Source organism: Shewanella sp. TC10 (assembly GCF_009663145.1).
Taxonomy (GTDB): domain Bacteria; phylum Pseudomonadota; class Gammaproteobacteria; order Enterobacterales; family Shewanellaceae; genus Shewanella.
The window spans coordinates 32,381-54,833 of the sequence record NZ_VKHR01000032.1 but is presented as its reverse complement, the minus strand read 5'-3'; the positions used below and the strand labels follow the sequence as shown (position 1 = coordinate 54,833).

The 22,453-nt window shown below is 39.9% G+C and carries 19 protein-coding genes and 1 pseudogene; 11 read left to right on the top strand and 9 right to left on the bottom strand.

Going from position 1 to position 22,453, the window contains the following annotated elements; translation table 11 throughout:
- A pseudogene (gene cca, locus FNZ24_RS21495) lies at nucleotides 1-191 on the top strand (multifunctional CCA tRNA nucleotidyl transferase/2'3'-cyclic phosphodiesterase/2'nucleotidase/phosphatase); the annotation flags it as partial.
- Between the two features lie 39 nt (nucleotides 192-230).
- Here cca and FNZ24_RS12330 read toward each other — a convergent pair.
- Together FNZ24_RS12330 and FNZ24_RS12325 are read right to left on the bottom strand one after the other, a co-directional pair.
- A complete protein-coding gene (locus FNZ24_RS12330; RefSeq protein ID WP_153914784.1) occupies nucleotides 231-800 on the bottom strand; it encodes a hypothetical protein in 570 nt (189 codons plus the stop codon).
- Nucleotides 801-1,058: 258 nt separating this feature from the next.
- Entirely contained in the window at nucleotides 1,059-3,296 is a 2,238-nt protein-coding gene (locus FNZ24_RS12325; RefSeq protein WP_153914783.1) for an acyl-CoA dehydrogenase, read from the bottom strand.
- A 319-nt stretch (nucleotides 3,297-3,615) separates the two neighbouring features.
- Between FNZ24_RS12325 and FNZ24_RS12320 the strand changes: the two genes are divergently transcribed.
- Both FNZ24_RS12320 and FNZ24_RS12315 read left to right on the top strand, forming a co-directional pair.
- Nucleotides 3,616-4,182: an SOS response-associated peptidase gene (locus FNZ24_RS12320; protein WP_153914782.1), complete on the top strand. Its 567-nt coding sequence runs from the start codon at nucleotides 3,616-3,618 to the stop codon at nucleotides 4,180-4,182.
- A 607-nt stretch (nucleotides 4,183-4,789) separates the two neighbouring features.
- Nucleotides 4,790-5,020: a cytochrome c3 family protein gene (locus FNZ24_RS12315; protein WP_153914781.1), complete on the top strand. Its 231-nt coding sequence runs from the start codon at nucleotides 4,790-4,792 to the stop codon at nucleotides 5,018-5,020.
- Nucleotides 5,021-5,220: 200 nt separating this feature from the next.
- Here the strand turns inward: FNZ24_RS12315 and FNZ24_RS12310 are convergent, their stop codons facing one another.
- Entirely contained in the window at nucleotides 5,221-5,850 is a 630-nt protein-coding gene (locus FNZ24_RS12310; RefSeq protein ID WP_153914780.1) for a DsbA family protein, read from the bottom strand.
- A gap of 193 nt (nucleotides 5,851-6,043) precedes the next feature.
- Between FNZ24_RS12310 and ppiC the strand changes: the two genes are divergently transcribed.
- The 4 genes from ppiC to FNZ24_RS12290 all read left to right on the top strand — a co-directional run bounded on the left by ppiC (nucleotide 6,044) and on the right by FNZ24_RS12290 (nucleotide 10,944).
- A complete protein-coding gene (ppiC, locus tag FNZ24_RS12305; RefSeq protein ID WP_153914779.1) occupies nucleotides 6,044-6,322 on the top strand; it encodes a peptidylprolyl isomerase PpiC in 279 nt (92 codons plus the stop codon).
- Between the two features lie 84 nt (nucleotides 6,323-6,406).
- The gene (locus FNZ24_RS12300) at nucleotides 6,407-7,048 is read left to right on the top strand and encodes a sulfotransferase family protein (protein ID WP_153914778.1); all 642 of its coding nucleotides are present in this window, start codon (nucleotides 6,407-6,409) and stop codon (nucleotides 7,046-7,048) included.
- Between the two features lie 522 nt (nucleotides 7,049-7,570).
- The gene (locus FNZ24_RS12295; protein ID WP_153914777.1) at nucleotides 7,571-8,269 is read left to right on the top strand and encodes a DUF2057 domain-containing protein; all 699 of its coding nucleotides are present in this window, start codon (nucleotides 7,571-7,573) and stop codon (nucleotides 8,267-8,269) included.
- A gap of 407 nt (nucleotides 8,270-8,676) precedes the next feature.
- On the top strand, nucleotides 8,677-10,944 hold the full coding sequence (locus FNZ24_RS12290) for a penicillin acylase family protein (RefSeq protein WP_324187475.1): 2,268 nt from the start codon (nucleotides 8,677-8,679) through the stop codon (nucleotides 10,942-10,944).
- Between the two features lie 197 nt (nucleotides 10,945-11,141).
- On the opposite strand, the gene FNZ24_RS12285 is transcribed toward FNZ24_RS12290, so the two are convergent.
- Nucleotides 11,142-12,104: a TDT family transporter gene (locus tag FNZ24_RS12285; protein WP_153914775.1), complete on the bottom strand. Its 963-nt coding sequence runs from the start codon at nucleotides 12,102-12,104 to the stop codon at nucleotides 11,142-11,144.
- Nucleotides 12,105-12,290: 186 nt separating this feature from the next.
- Between FNZ24_RS12285 and FNZ24_RS12280 the strand changes: the two genes are divergently transcribed.
- Nucleotides 12,291-13,187: a LysR substrate-binding domain-containing protein gene (locus FNZ24_RS12280; RefSeq protein WP_153914774.1), complete on the top strand. Its 897-nt coding sequence runs from the start codon at nucleotides 12,291-12,293 to the stop codon at nucleotides 13,185-13,187.
- Between the two features lie 239 nt (nucleotides 13,188-13,426).
- The gene (locus FNZ24_RS12275) at nucleotides 13,427-13,849 is read left to right on the top strand and encodes a thiol-disulfide oxidoreductase DCC family protein (protein ID WP_324187476.1); all 423 of its coding nucleotides are present in this window, start codon (nucleotides 13,427-13,429) and stop codon (nucleotides 13,847-13,849) included.
- Between the two features lie 126 nt (nucleotides 13,850-13,975).
- Here the strand turns inward: FNZ24_RS12275 and FNZ24_RS12270 are convergent, their stop codons facing one another.
- The 4 genes from FNZ24_RS12270 to FNZ24_RS12255 form a co-directional block, all read right to left on the bottom strand.
- The gene (locus tag FNZ24_RS12270; protein WP_153914772.1) at nucleotides 13,976-14,347 is read right to left on the bottom strand and encodes a hypothetical protein; all 372 of its coding nucleotides are present in this window, start codon (nucleotides 14,345-14,347) and stop codon (nucleotides 13,976-13,978) included.
- Between the two features lie 129 nt (nucleotides 14,348-14,476).
- Complete coding sequence (locus FNZ24_RS12265) at nucleotides 14,477-15,241, bottom strand: alpha/beta fold hydrolase (protein WP_153914771.1); 765 nt, start codon at nucleotides 15,239-15,241, stop codon at nucleotides 14,477-14,479.
- Nucleotides 15,242-15,292: 51 nt separating this feature from the next.
- Nucleotides 15,293-16,312, bottom strand: coding sequence for a M14 family zinc carboxypeptidase (locus tag FNZ24_RS12260; protein ID WP_153914770.1), 1,020 nt, complete (start codon nucleotides 16,310-16,312; stop codon nucleotides 15,293-15,295).
- A 281-nt stretch (nucleotides 16,313-16,593) separates the two neighbouring features.
- Nucleotides 16,594-17,016, bottom strand: a complete 423-nt coding sequence (locus FNZ24_RS12255; protein WP_153914769.1) for a PACE efflux transporter — start codon at nucleotides 17,014-17,016, stop codon at nucleotides 16,594-16,596.
- 141 nt (nucleotides 17,017-17,157) lie between these two features.
- Here FNZ24_RS12255 and FNZ24_RS12250 point away from each other — a divergent pair, with 141 nt between their 5' ends.
- Together FNZ24_RS12250 and FNZ24_RS12245 are read left to right on the top strand one after the other, a co-directional pair.
- Nucleotides 17,158-18,072 (top strand): LysR family transcriptional regulator, encoded by a 915-nt coding sequence (locus FNZ24_RS12250; protein WP_153914768.1) that lies wholly within the window; start codon nucleotides 17,158-17,160, stop codon nucleotides 18,070-18,072.
- A gap of 418 nt (nucleotides 18,073-18,490) precedes the next feature.
- Nucleotides 18,491-20,401: a putative bifunctional diguanylate cyclase/phosphodiesterase gene (locus tag FNZ24_RS12245; RefSeq protein WP_228768467.1), complete on the top strand. Its 1,911-nt coding sequence runs from the start codon at nucleotides 18,491-18,493 to the stop codon at nucleotides 20,399-20,401.
- 91 nt (nucleotides 20,402-20,492) lie between these two features.
- Here FNZ24_RS12245 and FNZ24_RS12240 read toward each other — a convergent pair whose 3' ends face one another.
- Nucleotides 20,493-21,959: a carbon starvation protein A gene (locus FNZ24_RS12240; RefSeq protein WP_153914767.1), complete on the bottom strand. Its 1,467-nt coding sequence runs from the start codon at nucleotides 21,957-21,959 to the stop codon at nucleotides 20,493-20,495.
- Nucleotides 21,960-22,453 lie beyond the last annotated feature (494 nt).

Here is a 22,453-nt window from a genome sequence, read left to right as displayed (position 1 = left end):
AAGATAAAGACTATGTGGTCGTTGGCGGCTCAGTCGAAGAAATGTTTGATTTAGGCTTTAGCCAAGTTGGTAGAGACTTTCCTGTATTTTTACACCCTAAGACCCAACAAGAATATGCGCTAGCTCGAACAGAGAGAAAAAGCGGTCAAGGCTATGGTGGTTTTAGTTGCGAGGCCAACAAAGAAGTAACATGTATCTTAAGCAAAGTAAAATAATAACACTCAGCCAGTTTAAAAAATAAAGTCCACTCCCCAATACACTTGCTCTGCATCATTAACAGATAAAGAAATTGCATCGATACTTTGATCTGAAGAAGTAAAATTGTGCTTTAAATAGCGAAATCCTATTTCTGAAGTAAACGCATTACCAAAATCAAACATCAAACCTGTTTGACCGCCGTAAACGTAACAGCTGCTTGAATCATAATAAGTTTGATCAATATCAGCCATTTGAAATTCATGACCACTTAACCCTGCAGATGCACCGATAAACCAACTGATTTGATCGGTTTCATCTAAAGAAAACAATCGGTCATAAGACACCAATAAGCCTTGATGCTGGATCATATCTTCAGAATTGAATGAGTAAGTGCCATAAAGTCGGCTAATATCATTCAGTTTGTAACCATTCTTTATTTGATAATTTATGCCACGTTCTTGAGCACTCGATAAACCTGAAGAAGATGAAGTACTGTGAGTTTGATAACCCACAGTTCCCCCAATAATGGTATCTGCAGCGTGTGAAATCCCAGGAAGTAAACACATCACAATGACATTAGTCATCAAAGATAATCGTGCCATTTTGCCTCCTAGATTAGTAATAAGTACTTTATTATTTACCAAACTAAGCTAAGAAAAATGCTGCCAAGCTCAAATTTTCACCTTATTAAATATCCAAAAGGTAAAATTGATCGCAAATTGTGATCCGCTTAAAATTTACTCAGCAGCAAACCTAATGACACTTTGTTAGTTTCTTTAAGGCACAAAAAAGCCGCCTATCAATTTTAGATGGCGGCTTTAAACAATATCTCTTGTTATAAGTCTAACAAAAGCATCAGCTTAGTTTGCGATTTTTAAGTCTGCTTTGTCTGAGATTAAGTTTAAGTCAAAATCAAACTCATCAACACGAATAGCACGTTCACGCTTTAAATTATAATCTTGCAATAGCTTGTGCTCATCAGCTGTAATGACATTAGCTTCAAGTGCATTATCAAGTGTAATAGAGAAGCGAACACCCGCTTTAAATACACGTTGTTTAAGTGCTTTTTTCACTTTAGAAAGTAATGGTAAGCACGCCATTTTAGCAAGGTAAGCTTGCTCATTAATGTAGTTACCATCACCTGCAACAGGTTTAATCAAATGAGTCAGCTGCTTCTTAAACGCGGTATCAAGCTGTGCTTGCTCAGCAAGTTCGCGCACTAAGTCATCATTCACTTTTACCATTTTACCTGAGTAAGTCATGGTAATTAAACGCATGAACTGACCAGTTGGCTTAGATGGGAAGTTTTCTAAAAATGCTAACAAGGCTTCTTCAGCTTTACATAATGACCAACGCGTAGCGTATTCAAAATATGGCTTAGCTTGGCTGCGCTCACCAGCAGAAACTTTTTGCTCGTAAAAACGAATCGATGCCATAGCTGCATACAAGTAACTCATCACGTCACCTAAGCGAGCAGATAGCATTTCAGCCTGCTTAAGTTTGCCACCAAGTACCAGTAACGAGAAGTCAGCATATACAGCCAGTTTTGATGCAAGCTTATGAACTGATTTTTCATAACCAATCACTTCAGGCAATTTTGACTGAGCTGGCGCTGTAAACGGCAACAAGCCTAATTTAAATGCGCGTAAGCTATTACCCACACTGTAACCAATCGTTTGTCTAAAGATGCGGTTAAAGGTTTTATCAGCATCACTTTCATCGCTGTGAATAGATTCAACCATGCTTTGTAAATGTGGATGACAACGCATCACACCTTGACCAAAAATCATTAAGTTACGTGTAAGGATGTTAGCACCCTCAACCGTAATAGCGATTGGCTGAGCAACATAACCTGAAGCTAGAGTATTTTGTGGGCCACGCTGGATCGCTTTACCCGCTTGAATATCCATCGCCGAGTCTAAAATATCACGACCTAATTCAGTCATGTGGTACTTAGCAATCGCTGTAACAACAGACGGTTTTAATCCTAAACCTAATCCTTCTGTGGTTAATACACGCATCGCTTCTTGTAGGTAGGTTTTACCCGCTATATCAGCAAGCTTTTCTTGGATACCTTCAAACTTACCAATAGATAAACCAAACTGTTCACGCACAGCGGCATATTCAGCAGAAGACTTAAACGAGCACTGACTTACTGACACACCAAGTGCAGGTAATGAAATACCACGACCCGCGCCTAGACAGCTCACTAGCATCTGCCAGCCACGACCAATTTTCTCTTGGCCACCAATAATAAAGTCCATTGGGATAAATACGTTTTCACCACGAGTCGTACCGTTGTAAAAACGGCAGCCCATAGGATCATGACGATTACCTAATTGCACACCTGGATGCGCTTTAGGGATCAACGCACAAGTGATACCAAGTTGTTCTTTACCGCCAAGCAAACCCTGTGGATCTTCAACTTTAAATGCTAAGCCCAATACTGTCGCGATTGGCGCTAAGGTAATGTAACGTTTGTCCCAAGTTATCGATAAACCCAGTACTTCTTTACCTTCGTATTCGCCCATGGTGACAGTCCCGATGTCAGGAATACCACCAGCATCAGAGCCCGCTTCAGGACTTGTAAGCGCAAAACAAGGGATTTCTAAACCATTAGCTAAACGTGGTAACCAAAAATCACGTTGGCTATCTAAACCGTAATGCATCAATAACTCACCTGGGCCTAGGGAGTTAGGTACCATTACGGTTACAGCTACAGCTGAACTTTTGGCAGCAATTGTCGCTACAATCGTTGAGTTTGCATAAGGGCTAAACTCTAATCCGCCGTATGATTTAGGAATGATAAGTGAGAAGAACTTGTTCTCTTTAAGGAAGTTAAGCACATCTTCTGGCAAGTGTTTACCATTTTGAATATCAAAATCATCGACCATTTCAATCAATGTTTGCACAGGACCGTCTAAGAAAGCTTGTTCATCAAGACTCAATGTCGCATTTGGAATATCACGCAATGCGGCGAAGTCTGGAATACCTTGATAAATTGAGCCTTCTAACCAAACATCTCCCGCATCAAGCGCTTCTTGTTCAGTCGTTGAAATACTCGGCAATACTTTTTTAAATGTTGTTCTTATGCTCATAGTTCTACACTCATCAGACCAGAATAATAGTGTGCATTACGTCACAAAAATTAAATTAGATCAAATATTCTAATTGTAAAATAAAGCTAATATTTACAGTAACAAAGCACTCACTAAAAATAATTATCGCCATTTCATGAACTTACACGTGTACGCTGAAGATAAAAATAATTTAAAAATTTATACGCTCGTTTGAATTTTTATAAAAATTGACCAATTATCGAGAGGTTTTTTATGAAAATAATCGCAAGAAATGGTTTTATAATGCTAACGTTAACGGGACAATATTGTTCAAGAACTGAAATGGAAAGGACAAATTATGTGTGGCAGATTGGAGGTCTTACTTGATGGAATGAAAGGGCTACTCGATCCACTATTTGACCAGCCATTGAGTATTCAAACGAATCTCGATTTAAGACCGACAGATCCAGTTACTGTGCTGAGTTCTACAGATGGTGAGCTTATTACCACTCAGCAAAGTTGGGGCATACAACCTGAATGGTCTAAAAAACTCATCATTAATGCCCAAGCTGAAACTGCCGCAGAAAAAGCCACCTTTGCTCGCGCCTTTGAGCAACATCGCTGCATAGTGCCTTGCAGTGGCTGGTTTGAGTGGCGGGATGAAGGTAAAGCCAAAAAACAAAAATATCGCTTTTCTCATGCTGCTAATAAACCTTTATTCATGGCTGGCGTTATTTATCCAGAGCTAAAGCAATTAGTCACTTTAACCATTAAACCTAATGATAAGTGCGCCCAATATCATCACCGCATGCCGCTATTTATCCCCTCCACAGCCATTAGCAGTTGGCTCAACGATACCCCAGAGCAAGTCAGTGAATTGATTCAGGCATTACCTGATAAATGGATCAAAGTTTCAGCAGCATAAACCCCTGAGCCTACGATTTAAGTCAACTATTATAGCCGTCATGAATTTATAGCCGTCATGAATGTCGCAACCAAGCATTTCAATACCTGTGATTTCAAGCCTATAAATTCAAAAGCCTGTTAATTCAAAAGTCTGGAATTTCAATGGCTGTAATTTCAATGGCTGGAATTTCGAGAATGGCAATTCGTTCATCTTAGGTTCATCTAAGTACCAATATACTGCACATAAACAGATCAATTGATGCTTAGATACGATCCTCAAAACACATTTTAAAGTTTAAGAATTTTATTAAGCAGATCACAACCTTGAAATTTAACTATGCTAGAAGATGTAAAAAAGTGGCTTTAAGCGCTCTTTTAAGTTTTAATTAACATAAATCAATAAGATGGTTTCGTAGATAAAGTAATTTAAGTTTAGGAGCTTGCTCTTTTTCTGAAAGTTACATTACGAATACTAAATTAAAATGTGCTAACCAATATTCAGTGTCCTTAGTTATTAAGTAACGGATTTATTTTCATTAAGAGATGCGGTCATTGAGTCAGCGCGAATTGCTAAGGTTACCACTTAGCATGGGCGATACAGCCCCTTAACTGATGATGGAGTTACTATGAAATATTTAGCTATGATTGCTGCACTTATGTTTGCAAGTTCTGCTTTTGCTGTTGACTGTGTTGATTGTCATGAACCAATCAATGTTGAAGAACATGCTGAAATGGAAGCAAACATCGAAACTTGTAATGATTGTCACAGCTTTGCTGACGCTCACGAGTTAGATACTGACTTACACACACCAGACCTAACAATCACTGAATGTGCTGATTGTCACGGTGTAGACTAATACCTTAAGGTAATTTAGTCCTTTAACCTTGATTTAAGCACTGCAATTTGCAGATTGACCATTACCAGATTTGGCCAAGCTAGTTCACTAAATCAAGCGTTAACCTCTCTGTAAGAGAATAAAAACCAGTTGATCGCTCAGCTGGTTTTTTTATGCCTGTCTTTTAACAAATCATTTATGTATTTAATCACTAGCTAAATTTAGCCTATTGCTTTCACTATGGCATCAAAGCTAGTTTGTGGGTTGGTATAATCCAAAGGTACGCCAACTGCTTGACCGTTCACTTCAAGTACCAAAGATGGAAAACCTCTAATAGGTAGTTGATGCACTGCGTGTAATTCAGTAATGAATTTTTGATTCAGTTCAGTTGACAACAATCGTGCCTTAAATGCTTGTTCATCTATGCCGATATTCACAGCCGCATCAATCAGTGTATCGATATCTGAAGGGTTTTTAGCCTGTAAATAATAAGCCTGCTGAATGGCCAATATCATTGCTTGTTCAAGCCCAAACTCACGTGCAATTAAACACGCACGGCAAGCGGGATATGTCGAACGTCTTGGTTGGCACTCTTGCCAAAATGCGTGATTAAATTCTGTCCCCAACTGGGCAGAAATCTTATGCCAAGTTTGCGATAAAAACTGCTGCATATCTTGTGGCATAGCAACATCAGAGTCCGGTGCCAGCCCGCCAAGACGATAATCAATTTTCAGCGATGGTATTTGTTCATTTAGCTGTTGCTGCAGCGCAAGCCATGTTGGCTTGTAGCCCCAACACCAACTACACATAGGATCGTAAACATAGATGAGTCGTGCGGATTCTGTTGTCATTTTTTTCTCTTTAGAATCATTTTATGAATGCAAAAATCTGCATCCATCTTATCCCAAAAAAGCAAAATAAGCTGACTTTAGCTTAAGCAATATTTATCACTCTCATCTAATTCACCCGTTAAATTTACTCGCTATGGCTTGCTAACAGGGAATCACGTTATAATTAGCGCCAACATTTTTGGAGAGTAATATCATGGCCAGAACAGCCGCAGCATTGCATATTTTAGTTAAACACAAACAACAAGCTGAAGACCTCATTAAACAACTTGAGAAAGGCGCAAAGTTTGACGTTCTCGCTAAAAAACACTCTTCATGTCCATCAGGTAAAAGTGGTGGCAACTTAGGTGAATTCAAAAAAGGTCAAATGGTGCCTCCGTTCGACAAAGTTTGTTTTACTGGTGAGCTCATCACCCCACACCTTGTTAAAACTAAATTCGGTTGGCATGTGATTAAAGTCTTGTACCGCACTTAAATTGAATAAATTATTTGAAAGAAATAGTTGAATCAAATAGTTGAATTACAGCGCTCACCTCAATTTAAGGCTGCTACCCAGTTTATGAATAAAGTGTTTATCATCGGTTTACCAAGAACCGGCACCACCAGCGTCAGTGTCGCTTTACTTGAACATGGCTTTAAAGTCGCTCATATCGGCCTAACAAAACGCGCTTTTGAAGTGGCTGATGTGGTGTCTGATGTGCCTTGTTTTTGTGATTACCCTCAGTTAGACAAACTTTTTCCAAATGCCAAGTTTGTGTATGTTGACCGACCAATCGATGCTTGGGTTAACTCTATACAGATGTTGCTGACAAAAATGGCGCCCAACTTGGCAGATAAAACAGGCACTTTTCACCCAATATTAAAACGTTGTTTTAAGCAGACATTTGGCGATTTAAAGGCTAATGACTTATTAGATGAAACTCGACTGAAGCAATGTTACCTCTCCCACCAGCAAGCTGTTTTTGACTACTTTGAAGGCCGCAATGATTTGCTCACCATCGCGCTAGATGATCCCAATAGCTTGCAAACCTTATTGCGCTTTATTGGCGTAAGCGACGAAGCGATTACACGTAATGACACTGTAGACTTTCCAGTCCTCAACGTAGGTACTCATGTGGCTAGCTGGGGAGAATATAAGCACCCAAATAAAGTGAACACCAATTTAGCTGGCCCTGAACATAGAAAGTTCTTTGATTATTAGGGGCTGCTGTTCTTTGCTGGTTAAGCTTTGTTCGAAATAAAAGCGTTTTAATCGAGGCGAATGAATTAATGCCTAGTCATCTAAGCACCTTTCATTCACAAAGATGCATTCAACAAAGAGTAAAACGCTTTTAGGCGACCCCTTCGGGCAGCGTTTGTTGGCCATTTTTACTGCGTTATCTACTTTTTATGTAGAATAACTACACACACAAAGTCTCTGCCTTGTACAAATGACCTACAATTCGCTGCAAAAACAACCTTAAAAGATCAACAGGCCCTAAAAACTAGGTTTAGCCAATTACTCCGCAAATTAATATTTTGTCATTATGTAACTGTCGCTAGATTTGCTATAACTTAACTCATAATGACTTATATCCTGAGGCAATGTGTTGCTCATCACTCGCAAAGTAAGTGTGTAACTCATCGCTCACTGAAAATGTGTAGCTCATTAATCATTGAAAATGCTTAACAGTAAATTCCTTACTGTATGCTCACCTAACCGTCATAGCCAAAAGAGAACCCCATGAACAGCAAAGCCTTTTTTATCGGACTATTTATTTTTGCTATTAGCCCAATGTCGTTTGCGGCAAGTGTATTAGAACTGCCCAATACCGTTGAAGTGCAAGTCTTTAATGGCAAAGCATATGAGGGAAATGACGATATCGCCCTTGTGGAGGGGCAAAACCAAATCGTATTTCGTTACGTAGTGAATTACCGTGACAGCGGAATGCAGACTCAGTTTAATTCAAGTGCCATCGTGCTGACCTTCGATGCTGATGATGCTCAATACCAACTTACACTGCCCAGCATTCGTAATAAAAATGCCGCTAACCAATTCAATCGAGAACCTAAAGTCAATTTGAGCAGTAATCAAAGTGACTCAACTCCGCACCAAATTGATGTATTACGTAAATCAGGCATGCAGATTGGCCGAGACTATACAGAAGAAATGCTGAGCTACAATCAAACTCAGCAAGTCGCAGCTGTAGCCGCTTTCGCTCCAGCTATAACAGTCCCAGCAGTCAAAGTAACTGAAGCAACGCCCCCTGTAGCAGTTGCTCCTGTTGTGGCAACATCTGCTGCAATTGCAAGCCAGCCTAAGATCGTGACACCAAAAACCATTGCTGAAGATCAGGCTGAAATTAGCGAGATGCTAGATTACTGGTATAACAAAGCAAACCCAGACACCAAGGCGAAGTTTAAAGCTAAGATAAATCAGTAATTCTAAGCTGATTAACCCTAAGCCCTTTAAGAACACTTTAAGAACACTTTAAGAGTGCTTCAGTTAGCTCAATGCTAAATATCAATGGCTATTTGGCCATTTACTATTTGGCCGTTTACTTTTTAGCATTGAGCTTTAATGTATTGTCCCAATTTAGAGCAAGCATCACCTTAAACTGCAACTAACCAATTCATTCTGCATTACTTTTTATCAGCTAAATTCAAAAACAGCTTTTAACATTTCGGCAACCTTGGTTATGATAGACAAGTCATTCCAATGGGTAACTAAACATGTCTTTCAGCCTGACTAGGGTTTTACAATCAAAGCTAACCAAGTACACGCTTGCGACAATACTGCTATTGTCTTCAGGGCTCATCTTAGCTGTTTACTGTATTTTAAGGCTCAGTATGCCGAGCTTATCCACCACAGTTAATAGTTCAGACATTGTCAAACCCGTCACCATTGAACGAGATATCTTAGGCACCGCGATAATTACCGCCAGTAACCGTATTGATGCATCTTATGCCATAGGTTACGCCCATAGCCAAGACCGTTTTTTTCAAATGGATTTACTTCGCCGAAATTCAGCTGGTGAGTTATCAGAAATATTTGGTAAAGCGGCATTAGAACTCGATAAAAGCCGTCGATTCCACCAACTTAGAAAACGTGCTCAAACCATTTTCGAAAAACTTCCAGAGCAAGATAAAGCCTCCCTAAGTGCATACACTAAAGGTGTAAATCAAGCCTTAGCTGATCAAACAGTATTATCTTTTGAATACTTGCTGACAAACTCAACCCCTCGTGAATGGCATGAAACTGACAGCTTATTAGTGATTTACAGCATGTACCTTGATTTACAAGGCAACACGATTAAGCGTGATATGGCACTCACTCAACTTCAGCAAGCTTTTGGTAATGAAATGCTCGATTTTCTAATTCAGCCCAGTCATCACCAAGCTGCACTCGATAATAGCCAAATCCCGCTCTATCAAGGTGATATTCCTGAGTTAGAAGAGCAAATACTCATAAGTGCACTCAAACAAGATATTGAAGAGCCAGTCGAAGTCGGCAGTAATAACTGGGCAGTGACAGGCGAGTTAACCCAGTCAGGGAAAGCAATGCTATCTGATGACATGCATCTATCATTTGCGGTTCCTATTATTTGGTACCGTGCTCAGCTCAACTATCCTGAATCATCAAATAGCAACAGCACTGAAGAAATGATGCAAATAACTGGAGTATCATTACCCGGTGCCCCTGCTATTGTTGTCGGCTCTAATGGCAAGTTAGCTTGGGGCTTTACCAACAGTTATATCGATACTGCGGATTGGATTGAAATTAGTTCAGATACTGAAATAGAGCTTGAATACGAACCAATCAATTTACCAGAAGACCAAGTAAATTATACCGTTCAAGTATCAAAATACGGCCCAGTAAAAACCGTCGCAGGCATTAGCTACGCGTTATCTTGGGTTGGCCATACAGACTATGCAGTCAATATGGCTCTTATCGAATTAGAAAATATAGAAACCGTCGAGCAAGCCGCTGAGCTTGCCACGCAATTGGGTATTCCGGCGCAAAATATGCTGCTTGCAGATGATCAGGGTAATGCTGGCTGGATAATCGCTGGCGCAGTGCCTGCACGTAACAACCCATCTGATACGGCTCAGTCAACTAATGGTTATCAAAGTAATAACTGGCAGCAACAGCAACAAGTCATGCCAGAAGTTATTAACCCTGATAACCAACGTATTTGGACCGCAAACTCAAGAGTTCTCTCTGCCGAAGAGCAATTAAGGTTCGGAGATGGAGGTTATGCTCTTGGTGCGAGATCTGCCCAAATTCGCTATAGATTGATGCAAAAAAACAGCTTTAATGAAGATGATTTTTATCAATTACAGCTTGATAACGAAGCATTGTTTTTAGCACCTTGGCAGCAATATTTACTTGAAGTATTAAGTGAGCAACCTGTCGTGTTTGCAGAGGATATTAAACTGATAGCAAACTGGGGCAATTGCGCCTGTGCAGACTCTGTCGGTTACACCTTAGTTAGACACTTTAGAACTGCATTAATCGATCAAACATTTGCCCCTATTGAAACTGAACTAAAAGAGCGTGATAGCGGCTTATCAGTAATAAAGCGTTATTTAGAAACTCCGATGTGGCAGCTTATTAAGCAGCAACCAAGCAGTTGGCTCCCGCGTGAACACAGTAATTGGCAAGCGTTTGCCATTAGTGCATATCAAGACTCAACAACGTCGCTACTGGAAAAACATAGTAAAAAACGCAGATTAGCAGATTTACGCTGGGGTAAAGTTAACCAACTCCATATACAACACCCGTTTTCAAAACAGTTACCACAATTAAGTCGCTGGTTAGATATGCCAACCATCGAAGGCTTTGGTGATAGCTTTATGCCTGCAGTGCAACGCAAATCATTTGGCGCATCACAGCGCTTTATTGTTCAACCAGGAGCTGAGCAAGATGCCATTATGTCGATACCTGGTGGACAGTCAGGCCACCCGTTATCGCCTTATTACCGCAATGGCTTTGAGCAATATGTAAAACAACAACACACGCCATTATTGCCGACGGAAATTGAACATAGGTTAGTCATTAACCCGCTCACAGATAATCAAGTAAAGCTGTCTAACTCTGAAATAGCAGATGACTAATTAAACAAATTCAATAGACCAAATAGCAAAGTAATCAAAATTTATTAAAACAAACAAAAAGCAACGAGTGACTATCTCGTTGCTTTTTTTGTCTAAAATCTTTTAGAAACCGATTGATTGGATGTTATGAGCGAATACTGAAATAGATAAAGAGATAAATAACGGGATATGTACCGAAATAAATCCCCTCAAAAAAGTTACCCACTCACCTTGCGATTCACTTGAAAAAAGTTGGCATATCTTAATGCCACATAAGCGACTACGACTGTGGCAATAGCCAATTCAACACTTGCCAGTAATCTCACTTGCTGAACATATTCATCCGCGATTCCAATAGTTTCCATCCAAGTAACCATTTTAAATAGTGCCGTCGCGCCTATCACAATAGGGAAAGTAAACGCAGCGTAACCTGGGCTAAAAGGCAGTCTCAGTAATTTAAAAAAAGCGAAGTAAATTATTGCCGTCATCAACACAGCGATACCAAACAACAAAGCGATGATCACTGGTGAAGGCTCAGGTGTCACTGTGAGATATCCCGCAAGTGATAAACTTGCAGGCGCCGCAAGAATAGCTAGCGTAGGTTTTGCTGCATCTGGTATTTCATGGGTAAACATCAATCGATAAATCATCATAGGCAGCATAATGGCATAGGCCAGCATCCCAAATACTAAGGCTATCTGGGCTAAAAAGGCTAAATGCGGGTTACCTGAAAATGAAACATCGGCAACAATAATTCCAACTGGCGGGACAAACCAGCTTGGCACCATATGATGTAGCTCAAATGCTTTAGCACGGTGATATAAAAAACTCACCAAGAAAACTATGTGTAATCCAAGCCCAATAAGCCATAACGCATCACCCGCAAGCGCTGATAAATGTCCTAATGAATTAGACACTACCATGAGCGCCATAGCAAAGGTAGGCACGACACTACCCACAACAGGATGAGCCAAATCTTGTTTTAATGTGTGAGTATGAATTAAGTACTTAAACGTCAACACCAGCAGTAAAACACTGGCAATTAACGCACTAATCCACTGGCCTAGCCCATGTAAATTAACAAGGTTTTCCCAGCTCCAACCTAAACTGGCAATACCTAAAGCGAGACCCGCCATTGGCGTTGGAGCGATGAGTAACTTAAGCTTCGCTGACTGGATCATATTGACCTCTTAATAATTGATGTTCATTGAGCTAAATAACGTTCTATGAAACGAGTAAAAATGAATTAAGTTAAGTTTACGCTTGCCATTCGTTTATTTATATCCAACAATTTAAAACCATGGTTAATAAAAACTTAACGATTATCAAAATAAGATATCGCTGATATCAGAATTTAGGCCAGCATCATGACTCCAAATATATCGTTCAAGCAGCTCAATGTTTTTAGCTCAATCACTCGATACAAAACCCTTACAGCGGCTGCTGAACACCTTTTTGTTTCAAAGGCTGCAGTGAGCCTCGCATTAGCTGAACTTGAAAAACAACTTGGGCATCAATTATTTGATAGGGTTAATAATCGCTTAATCCTTAATCAAGAAGGAACCAAACTATTACCTTTAGCAGATGAGCTCATTCATCGTCTGTCGTATATCAATAGCGTGTTCGCCGACAGTCAAGCGTTAACAGGACAGCTTCGCATAGGCAGTAGTGACACTGTTGGTAATCATTTAACGCCTAATATCCTCAGTGCTTTCAGGCAGCAATATCACCATGAATCACAAAGTTTGTTCGTATCAAACTCAGCACATATCTGCCAAAAACTGGTGGATTTTGAACTAGACATAGCCCTAATTGAAGGCGAGCACCATCACCCAGATATTATCGCCATTCCTTTTAGCCAAGATGAGATGTGTGTGATTAGCGCGCCTAATCATCCTTTAGCAGCAAAAAGCGTGATTGAGTTAAGCGCATTAGATAACAGTCACTGGGTATTACGAGAACAAGGCTCAGGCTCGAGAGACTGCTTTATGCAAAACCTAGCACCCTACATTGACCATTGGCATCAAAGTGTTGAGCTCAATACTACTGAAGCGTTAATTAACTCAGTCGCAGCTGGATTAGGGTTTGGCTGCTTATCTAATATTGCAGCGCAATATGCATTAGAGAGCCAACGCGTCAGTAAAATAAATGTGTCGATTGAAATGCCAAGGAAGTTTTGGATATTGATCCACAAAGATAAATACCAAAGCCCATTATTAAAGGCTTTTATCGAGTTTTGTATGGAGTGGGGAAAAAACCGATAATTACATTATCAAACCCATATTTAGTTAAAGATTTGTCTCAAATAGAAGTTATTGCTTATAAAGCTTAAATCTAACACCCCCAATTCATTGCTAAAATAAAAGCTGAACGCGTTGTGACTGCAGCTTGAATTGGGGAAATAATAGCCAGCTACCATTCAGCTAAACCTATAAAAAAGTAAAAGCTCAGATATGATAATATTTGCGTATAAACAAGCTCTCTCCCCTTTCTTAATCACCGTATCAAGCGTCATAAGGAGCCAATTATTTCAAAGTACATTATTATCTTTGATGGCGTTTGTAATCTATGCAATGGCGCAGTCAACTTCATCATTAAACGTGACCACAAAGATGTATTTGCTTTTACGCCTATGCAAAGTAAAACCGCGCAGGCATTAATGACTGAATATCAATTGGAAGATATTGGATTTGATTCGTTCATTTTAATAAAAGATGGAAACTATTTACTAAGAAGTGATGCTGCTTTAGAGATAACTAAAGATCTGTCAGGGCTTTGGTTTTTATGTAGGGTATTTAAGGTGTTACCCACTGGGTTTCGGGATTACTTTTACCGTCTATTAGCTAGAAATCGTTACCGTATCTTTGGAAAAAAAGAGACTTGTATGCTGCCTACACCTGAGCTGAAAAGTAAATTTTTAACATAGTGAGTTTATTAATACTCAGTTACTAAAGCTCAGCGACTAAAGCTCAGCGACTAAATCCCAGCTACTATATCTCAACTACTATATCCTAGGTGCTAGTTACTAGCTAAGTAAACGAAGTTAAATCGCTTACTGATTTTCAGCCGATTTGACCGTAATACGTTCTTGATTTGATAAGCGGATTTGAATGCCATCAACGGTAGTAATTCGCTGTGCTTCAATATCTTTTTTACGCACTTGATAACTGGCTGACATGGCTTCGACAGGTGATGATATCGTCACTTCTACTACAGTATTATCGTCATACCAAGTCCAGCCCCAGAACCCCGCTGATGCAATCATCGACACTGCTATCATGGCATAAATAACTGCACGGCTTAAAAACGGCGAGCTTTCAACAGCAAGTGCTTCGCTGCGACTCACTTTACTGCCACGGCCACTGCGCAAATATGCAAAAGCACCTACTATCACTAAAAGTGTGACTAAAATTTTTGTCAGCACGTCATCTTCCACCCGTCATTAATTAAACTCGATTATAACTAATCTAGATTAATTTAACGTTATCTAGCCCACATCACCAGTGCATGATTGAGTTGATAAGCGAATATGCACTGGGCTGGATAACAAAATCTATGATGTCGGTTCTGAAATCGCAGCTTGAATCAATTGTTTTATTTGCTCTGGGTGGTCAAGTGTAGCGTCATGACCGCACTGCTCCACTTGCAGTAATGGGGTATGATAAAATTCCGCTAATGCTTTACTGCATTTAGGGTTCGCCAATTTGTCTTGATTAGCTCCGATAATGCTCACACGGCAATGACCAAACCAAGTACATTGATAACGTGCGGCGGCGTAAATTTGTCTCGCACCATTGAATAAACTGGTGTGCAATTGACTGCGCATTTTGCCCCAATCGCTAATAACCCTTTCGTCATGGGCTTTTGTCACTGTGGTGTAGTTGAGAACACAAGACTCAATAAAGCTTAAATTAGCTGCTTTATGTCGATGCCAAATTGAACTGATTAGTGGTCTTAATTGAAAACGTTGATACCAAGGTGACAAGTTACCGGCACTGGAATTAATCAAAACCACATGACGCACTTGTTTATGGCGTTGTCTGGCCATCTCTAAAGCAATCATGCCACCCATCGACACGCCAATGATCACTAATTCTCGGCTAAACTCAGGGTTATCGTTAAGTCCTTTATCAATTTGCTGCCAAATATCATCGCTGTAATTACCAATCGTTAAATGACTTGGCTTTGAAGCTAAAATTCCATTGCCTGTTGCATCGGGGGTTAATACGTCTATACCTTCATCTCGCAACTGATCATCAAAACCATACCAATGACGACTATCTCGCATCAATCCACGCAATAACACCCAAGTTGCCATCAGAATACTCCTTTGCTTCGCCAGCGAATTAAGCTGTTACTATCAAGATGCTTAAGACTTTTTAGCCCAATATCGCTCAGCGTCAGTTTGTAAACGCTCAAATTGTGCTTGGTTAATGTTTTCAAGCACATTAGCGTATGCCGCTTCAATTAAGAACTGCATTAATACCACGTGTCGGCGTAATATTCGATGATGTCGATGTGTTTTTTGCGGATTAAAATAACCAGAGAAATTAAAAATTTGCCGTGGATTCTTCTTTACCCATGCCCAAGACCCCATCTCAAGCGTTAATGGAATAAAAGGCGTTTCACTTTGATTAGTTTTAGCAAGGTAGTCCCAGATATCACCATGAGTCTGATAAAAATGACTCTGAGGCGACAATTTATAATGACCATGATGAGGATAACCAAGATCAAATAATTGCTTCAAATGATAGATATAACCCATACCTTCGAAAGGCTGGCGGGTGTGGGCATAAGGGAACCAAATATGATCACTGAGACCAAACCCAGAATGAGCATCTAACGCAATCACACTGGTGCTGCTTTGTTGTAGTTGGTGAACGTAATCGACCAGCACTTGGGTTTCATCTTCCATGCCTTTGTTACCACGAAACCAGGGGAGTTTATTACTAATGCGGTGACCGCCAACAAGAAAGGTCACTTTTTCTTCTGCATCTATGGGGGCATTGCGCATTAGGTCGACATAATTACCATTACTGCGTGAGCCTTGTAAAAAGCCTACAGGATTTGCCACAGGTACAAACGCAAGCCGCACCTCTTTTAACAAGTTCTGCAGGTGTTTATCCCAAGACATACGATTAAGTAAACTGCCTAAAAATGACAACACTACCTGTGCACCAATTCGTTCAACACCATGCACACCACCGACAAACAGCACTGTAGGGCAAGGTTTATCTTGCTGGCCTAACTCGATTGCAGTCACTGACAATGACTCACCACGGTAGTGTAAATCGAGCAGAGATTGGTGGCGAAATAGCCCTTGATGCTTGGCGATTAAGCGCTTGAGCGTATCTATTTCAAAACTGTGCTCGAATGAAAATTTTCCCATTAACCTCGCCTATTCACCCATTAAGATTAAGCCTGAACGTATCCCCCCAATAATTAACTTAATACTTAAATAAGACAGACTTATGACAAGTGAGTAAACCCAAAAAGCAACCCACAGTACATGACCAAACGGATTGCTTTAATGGGTTCTTATTGATAATAAAAGTGATGACAAAATTGATGATAAAAGTGATGCAACACCGCTAAATTTATAGCCCTTAAATCTACAGCTCTAAATCTAAAGCTCTAAATCTAAAGCTCTAAATCCACAGCTTTCTAGGACTAAGCCATTTGACGGTTAAGCACAATGCGAGCACGAATATGATCGTAAGCATAGTTATAAACATAAGCATAAATGGTGATAAATATGGTCACACTGATATCCAACCAGAATGCTTCGATAAGCGAAATATTAAGAATGAAAGCCATGACAGGAATAGTGAGTAGCAATAAGCCACTTTCAAACCAGGCAATATACAAGACTCGCTGTTTTACCGTTCTTTGTTCGCGGGGCGCATCATAAAACTTATCGAAAATAATATTAAAAACAAAATTCCAGCCCATCGCAATGGTGGCAATTGCTATCATTGTTCCTGAAAGGGACACTAATTCATAATCGGTGAACATCATTAAACCAATGACCGATCCGATAATGGCCAAAAATTCAAATAACACAGCATGAAACACACGCTCTAGGGTAGACATCTCAACCTCAACTCTCTCAAAATTTCTAACTTCAGGATTAAATCAAGGCTGATTATGCCAATTGGCAATAGTATTCAAAAGTTAACAGCTATCACAGTTCGTGATACCTTGAGTTAAACAAAACAAACCTAAAACAATGCCATGTATAGCTTTGAACAACTGAAAATATTTATCACAGTCTGTGAAACGGGTTCTTTCTCTGCAGCGGCCAGAAAACTCAAGCGGGCTCAATCAGGTATAAGCCAGGCGATTGCCAATTTAGAAATTAGCATCAATCAAACCTTATTTGATCGCAGTGGAAATACTCCCACACTGTCTAAAGAAGGCGAAGCACTATTGCCCGTCGTTAAAGCCTTGATGCTGCAACAACTTCACTTTGAACAAAAGATAGCTTCACTTGAGCAGCAACACGAGCACGAGTTAATTATCGCCATTGAAGAAAGCTTAATTAGCCCAGCATTATTGTCTCACTTAGCTGTTTTAGCTGATGAGTTTCCTATTACTAATATCGAAATCATTGCGGAATCGACATTAGATATCGGTCAATTAGTGGAAGATGGCTGTGCTCACATAGGTATTGTTTATGCTGACGGTAAAATTCATCATCAAGTGGACTTTACCACCATAGGCTATACCCGTTTCATAACTGTGGCAGCGCCCACTCATCCGTTATCAAGCATGAAAAGCATTAAAGATATCGACCTACGTCATCATCGCCAAGTTGTCTTGCGGGCAACCGCAGGTCAAGAGTTATGGTTTAGTAACGGTATTAGTTCACAGCTATGGTACGCCAATAATCACAACACCATTAACGAGTTAACTCAGCAAGGAATTGGTTGGGCAATATTACCTGAAGAAATGGTAACCAGCCCCATTGAAGCGGGTAAGCTCATCAAGCTCGATATCGATTACGAACCCAATGGCTGGATTAACACCGTTGATTGCTTATCTAGCCGCAGGCACCCTTTAGGCCCCGTATACGAGCGCGCTATGGTGTTACTGAAACACTATATGAATCAACAAAATCAGCATAATAGCTTTCATATAGACCATTAGTTTTAAAGCATATTTTAGCTAAAACTTGATGAATAGCGTGATAAATACACTAGCGCCCTACCAGTTATTCAGCCGCAGTATTTTCTTCGTCACGCTCGCGTAAAGATAAGTGATTAAAGTTAGTTATCATTAAGCCGATAGCATGAAGGTAGACTACTTGAAGGCAGAATACCTGAAATTAGAACACATAAATTCACTGCTTATCTGTTATCGCATCGTCTTCTTCATTAGCTTAACCAGCTAAAAAGACTTGCACCCCCAACTTACCTCAAATTCTTGAATTTATTAACCTTTTAACAAATAGGTACACATTTCATTATTGTGTTCATTGTTGTTTCCCCATATAATCCCAAATCACAAAAAGTAAACACCCTTTAAACCACAAACCAACATTTAAAACATTGCATTAAGATATTTTATGACCCGAATTTCCAAGTTTATAGTGACTTTTTTAAGCTTCTTAATGATGCTTTATGTCCTGTTGGTCATTAGCTTTAGCCAAGGTTTAGAAGCTATTCACAGCGATAATTTTCACCATAAAATCACTTCAGTAAAAATGACTGACGTGGTGAATGCGAATGCCAGCTGGGAAACCTTACTTTTCCTTGAAAGCGATATAGTCAAGTCAGAGCTGTATTATTTTGCCGTGTTAGAACGTACAGAGCAGATGTTAAGCGTTGTTAGGGTAAAAGATGTATTCAGTGAAATGCTCATGTTCAGCAATATTCCATTACTACTAATGGTTCTACTCGCTTACGCGATTCCTTTTTATATCAAGTCCAAATCAGATCGAAAGAATAGCGCTTCACTCGGTTTCATTATTAACGAAACCGATAAACTACTATCAAACTTTAATATTAAGCTCCCTCAAGACAAGCAACCTAACACCCTCAGCCAAATTAGCGTGGCCCTTAACGAGTTAAATAAGCATGTTAAAGAACATAATATTAAAACCCAATTAAGTATCTATCAGGATAAACTGACAGGACTTATCGACCGTCATGCTTACCTAGAACATCTAGAAAACCAATTACAAAAAGCAGAAAAAAACGGAATTCGACAAGCATTATTATTTATTGATTTAGATGGTTTTAAGCAAGTAAACGATTCATTCGGTCATAGTTTTGGTGACGAGATATTAATTCAAGTTGCCCAGCGACTTAGCACTGTAGTACGCAATAATGATCTGAGTAGAGTCAGTGAGTCTTTTGAATTAGAACTCAACTTATCCCGTTTAGGTGGTGATGAGTTCTCAATATTCATTGAAAATATTGAAGATGATTTACGCGCAGTAGAAGTATCAAAAAATGTCTTACAAGAAATTGAACGCGACTTTGTACTGGGTAATAAAGTCATCAAAATTGGCGCGAGCATTGGTATAGCAACCTACCCTGATAGCGCTTCAAATCCGAATACTCTATTGCAAATGGCCGATGTTGCCATGTATCGAGCCAAGACTGATGGTCGTGGTATCTTCAGAGTATACTCACCAGAAATGGGCAGTAAAATTCGTCGTTTCCATTATCTACTTGAAGAAATGCGCCTCGCTATTACCAGCCAAAATTTCACGCTTTCTTTTCAGCCTATCGTTAATGTAGATGACTGCAGTATCGACTATTTCGAGTCTCTTGTTCGCTGGAATCACCCAGTTGAAGGACCTATTTCACCTGCTGAATTTATACCAATTGCGGAAGATTCAAATCTTATCCTCGAACTGGGTAACTGGATTTTATTTGAAGCCTGCCGTCAAATGTCAGCCTGGCATAGCGCAGGAATGAATAAGGTCAGAATGTCAGTGAACATCTCTGGTGTGCAACTGAAGCATTTACCTATTTATGACTGGGTAATGGACACCCTTGCTAAAACAGGCTTACCCGCACGTGCTCTAATGCTTGAAATCACTGAGTCTTGTTTATTCCACGCATCGGAAAAAATCATCGAAGATCTTGAAAACCTGCGTAAGCAAGGAGTGTTGATTGCGATTGATGACTTTGGAACTGGCTTTAGTTCATTATCAACTCTAGGTAATTTACCAGTAGATATCATTAAAATTGATAAACTGTTTATCGACCAAGCGACGATCAACCCTAAATACGAGAAGATATTGAATTCAATTAGTGATTTAGGAAAGACCCTTAACTTAAAAGTGGTTGCTGAAGGGGTTGAAGTGGCGTCGCAATTTGAACTGGTTAAAAACCTCGGTATTCATTGTGTTCAAGGTTTTCTCATTAGCCGCCCAGAGTCTTCCTACGATGTTGGCTCCAATTTGATTAAAAAGAACCTTAACCACATAGCATTAACGGGGACAGGTGTTTGTAGTCCTAAGTAAAACTTATCAAGTACTCACATATCTTAAAGTGACTACCCTCTAGGTACAAAAAAGGACTGCATTTGCAGTCCTTTTTGATTAAAGCTAAATCTTATTGAGTCACTGCTTTGCGCTTATTATGGGTAATAATAAGTCCGACTAAACACACAATACCAGTTGCAATACCCACAGGCTGACCAAACGATTGCGGTAAGCCAATACCAATGCCCGCTGTCATAATGTAAGACACTGTCACACATGTACCGATAATAGCAGGTAAGCTTACAATCCAGTGGAAGGCACCACGGTCAAATAAGTACTTAGTCGCTAGCCACAATACACTGGTTGAAAGCAGCATATTTGAGAAGGCAAAGTAGCGCCAGATCAGTGAGAAATCAATCTTAGTCATGAAGTAAGCAATGATTAAAATCGGGATTGCCACTAACAGACGGTTGCGCATATTCTGAGGAATACTAAACGCATCAATGATGGTTAAGCGCAGTGAACGGAAAGCTGTGTCACCTGAAGTAATCGGGAAAATTGCCACTGCAATAATCGCCATAACACCACCCGCGACACCAAGATAAGTACTAGCCACTTGGTTAACAACTAATCCTGGTCCACCAGCATCAAGAATACTCTTAAGCTCGACATAGCCACCTGGGAAGGCTGCAATACCCGCTAATGCCCATACACACGCTACGATACCTTCAGACATCATTGCGCCATAGTAAACAGGGCGAACATATTTCTCGTTAGTTAAACAACGAGCCATGATAGGTGCTTGGGTAGAGTGGAATCCACTGATTGCACCACAGGTAATGGTCACAAATAGTAATGGCCAAACTGGTAATCCATCTGGATTAGGCTCAAGTAAATCATTGTTGTAATGGCTATGGTCGAAGTAAGCAAAAATATCACCCATTTCAGGCAATTGAGGAGCACTAATTAATAATGCCACTGCAATTGAAGTTGTCATCACAATCATCAACAAACCAAATAATGGATAAAGCTTGGTAATAATTTTATCGATAGGCAATAAAGTTGCTAAGAAGTAGTAACCTAAAATTAAAACAACCCAAAACACATTATTGGCAAGAATAGTGCCTTCGAAGTAATCAAGATTACTCAATAATCCTGCTGGGCTCATAATGAATACGACACCAACGAAGAACAGTAGCATCGCGGTGAAAACCAGCATCACACCTTTAAAGTAAATATTAAAGTATTTCCCAGCTATTTCCGGCAAGCTTTTACCGTCATTTTTGATACTCAATACACCGGAGAAATAATCGTGTACAGCACCACCGATAATATTACCCAGTACAATCCATACTAAGGCGATAGGACCATATAAGGCACCTAAGATAGGACCAAAAATGGGACCGACACCAGCGACGTTTAGAAATTGGATAAGGTACGCTTTAACGGGATGGACTTCGACATAGTCGACCCCATCTTCAAAACGCTTTTGGGGTGTTTTTATGTTGGGGTCAATGCCCGCTTGGCGCTCTACAAAAGGACTGTAAAACTTGTAAGCGAGGATCAACAACGCAATACAAATGAAGAAAATAAGCATGTTATTGTGCCATCCATAACTTTATAGGGTATTAGAATAGCCTTGAGTGTCAGCCACTATGTAGCATTGGTCAAGTGTCACTGTGTTATACCAAAGTAGGGGTTGTCAGCCGCAACCCCCTAGTGCAGGCGGGATGTTAGATAAGTGTAAACTATCAAAAAACGTTTTATTTTAAACTCTGAGCAAATAGCAGAGATAAACACTAGGTTGATTGCTTTTGTTAGTTGTTTTAATAACTTGCTTTAATATTCAGCTAGAAATACAACCAGAGATGTTAATACAAAATACTTTCAAAACAGTAAGTTTTGTCACCAAGATACAAATTTATAACCCTGTTAATAGATGTTCAAAAATGAGAGTAAGCTCATACCTTAAAGAGTGTAAATATCACTAATCTTTTACAGTTCTCCTTGGCACTGCCCTACTTTACACCGTTCTCCTTCGCACAGCCCTACTTCACACAGCCCTACTTCACACAGCGCCCCATCGAGTGA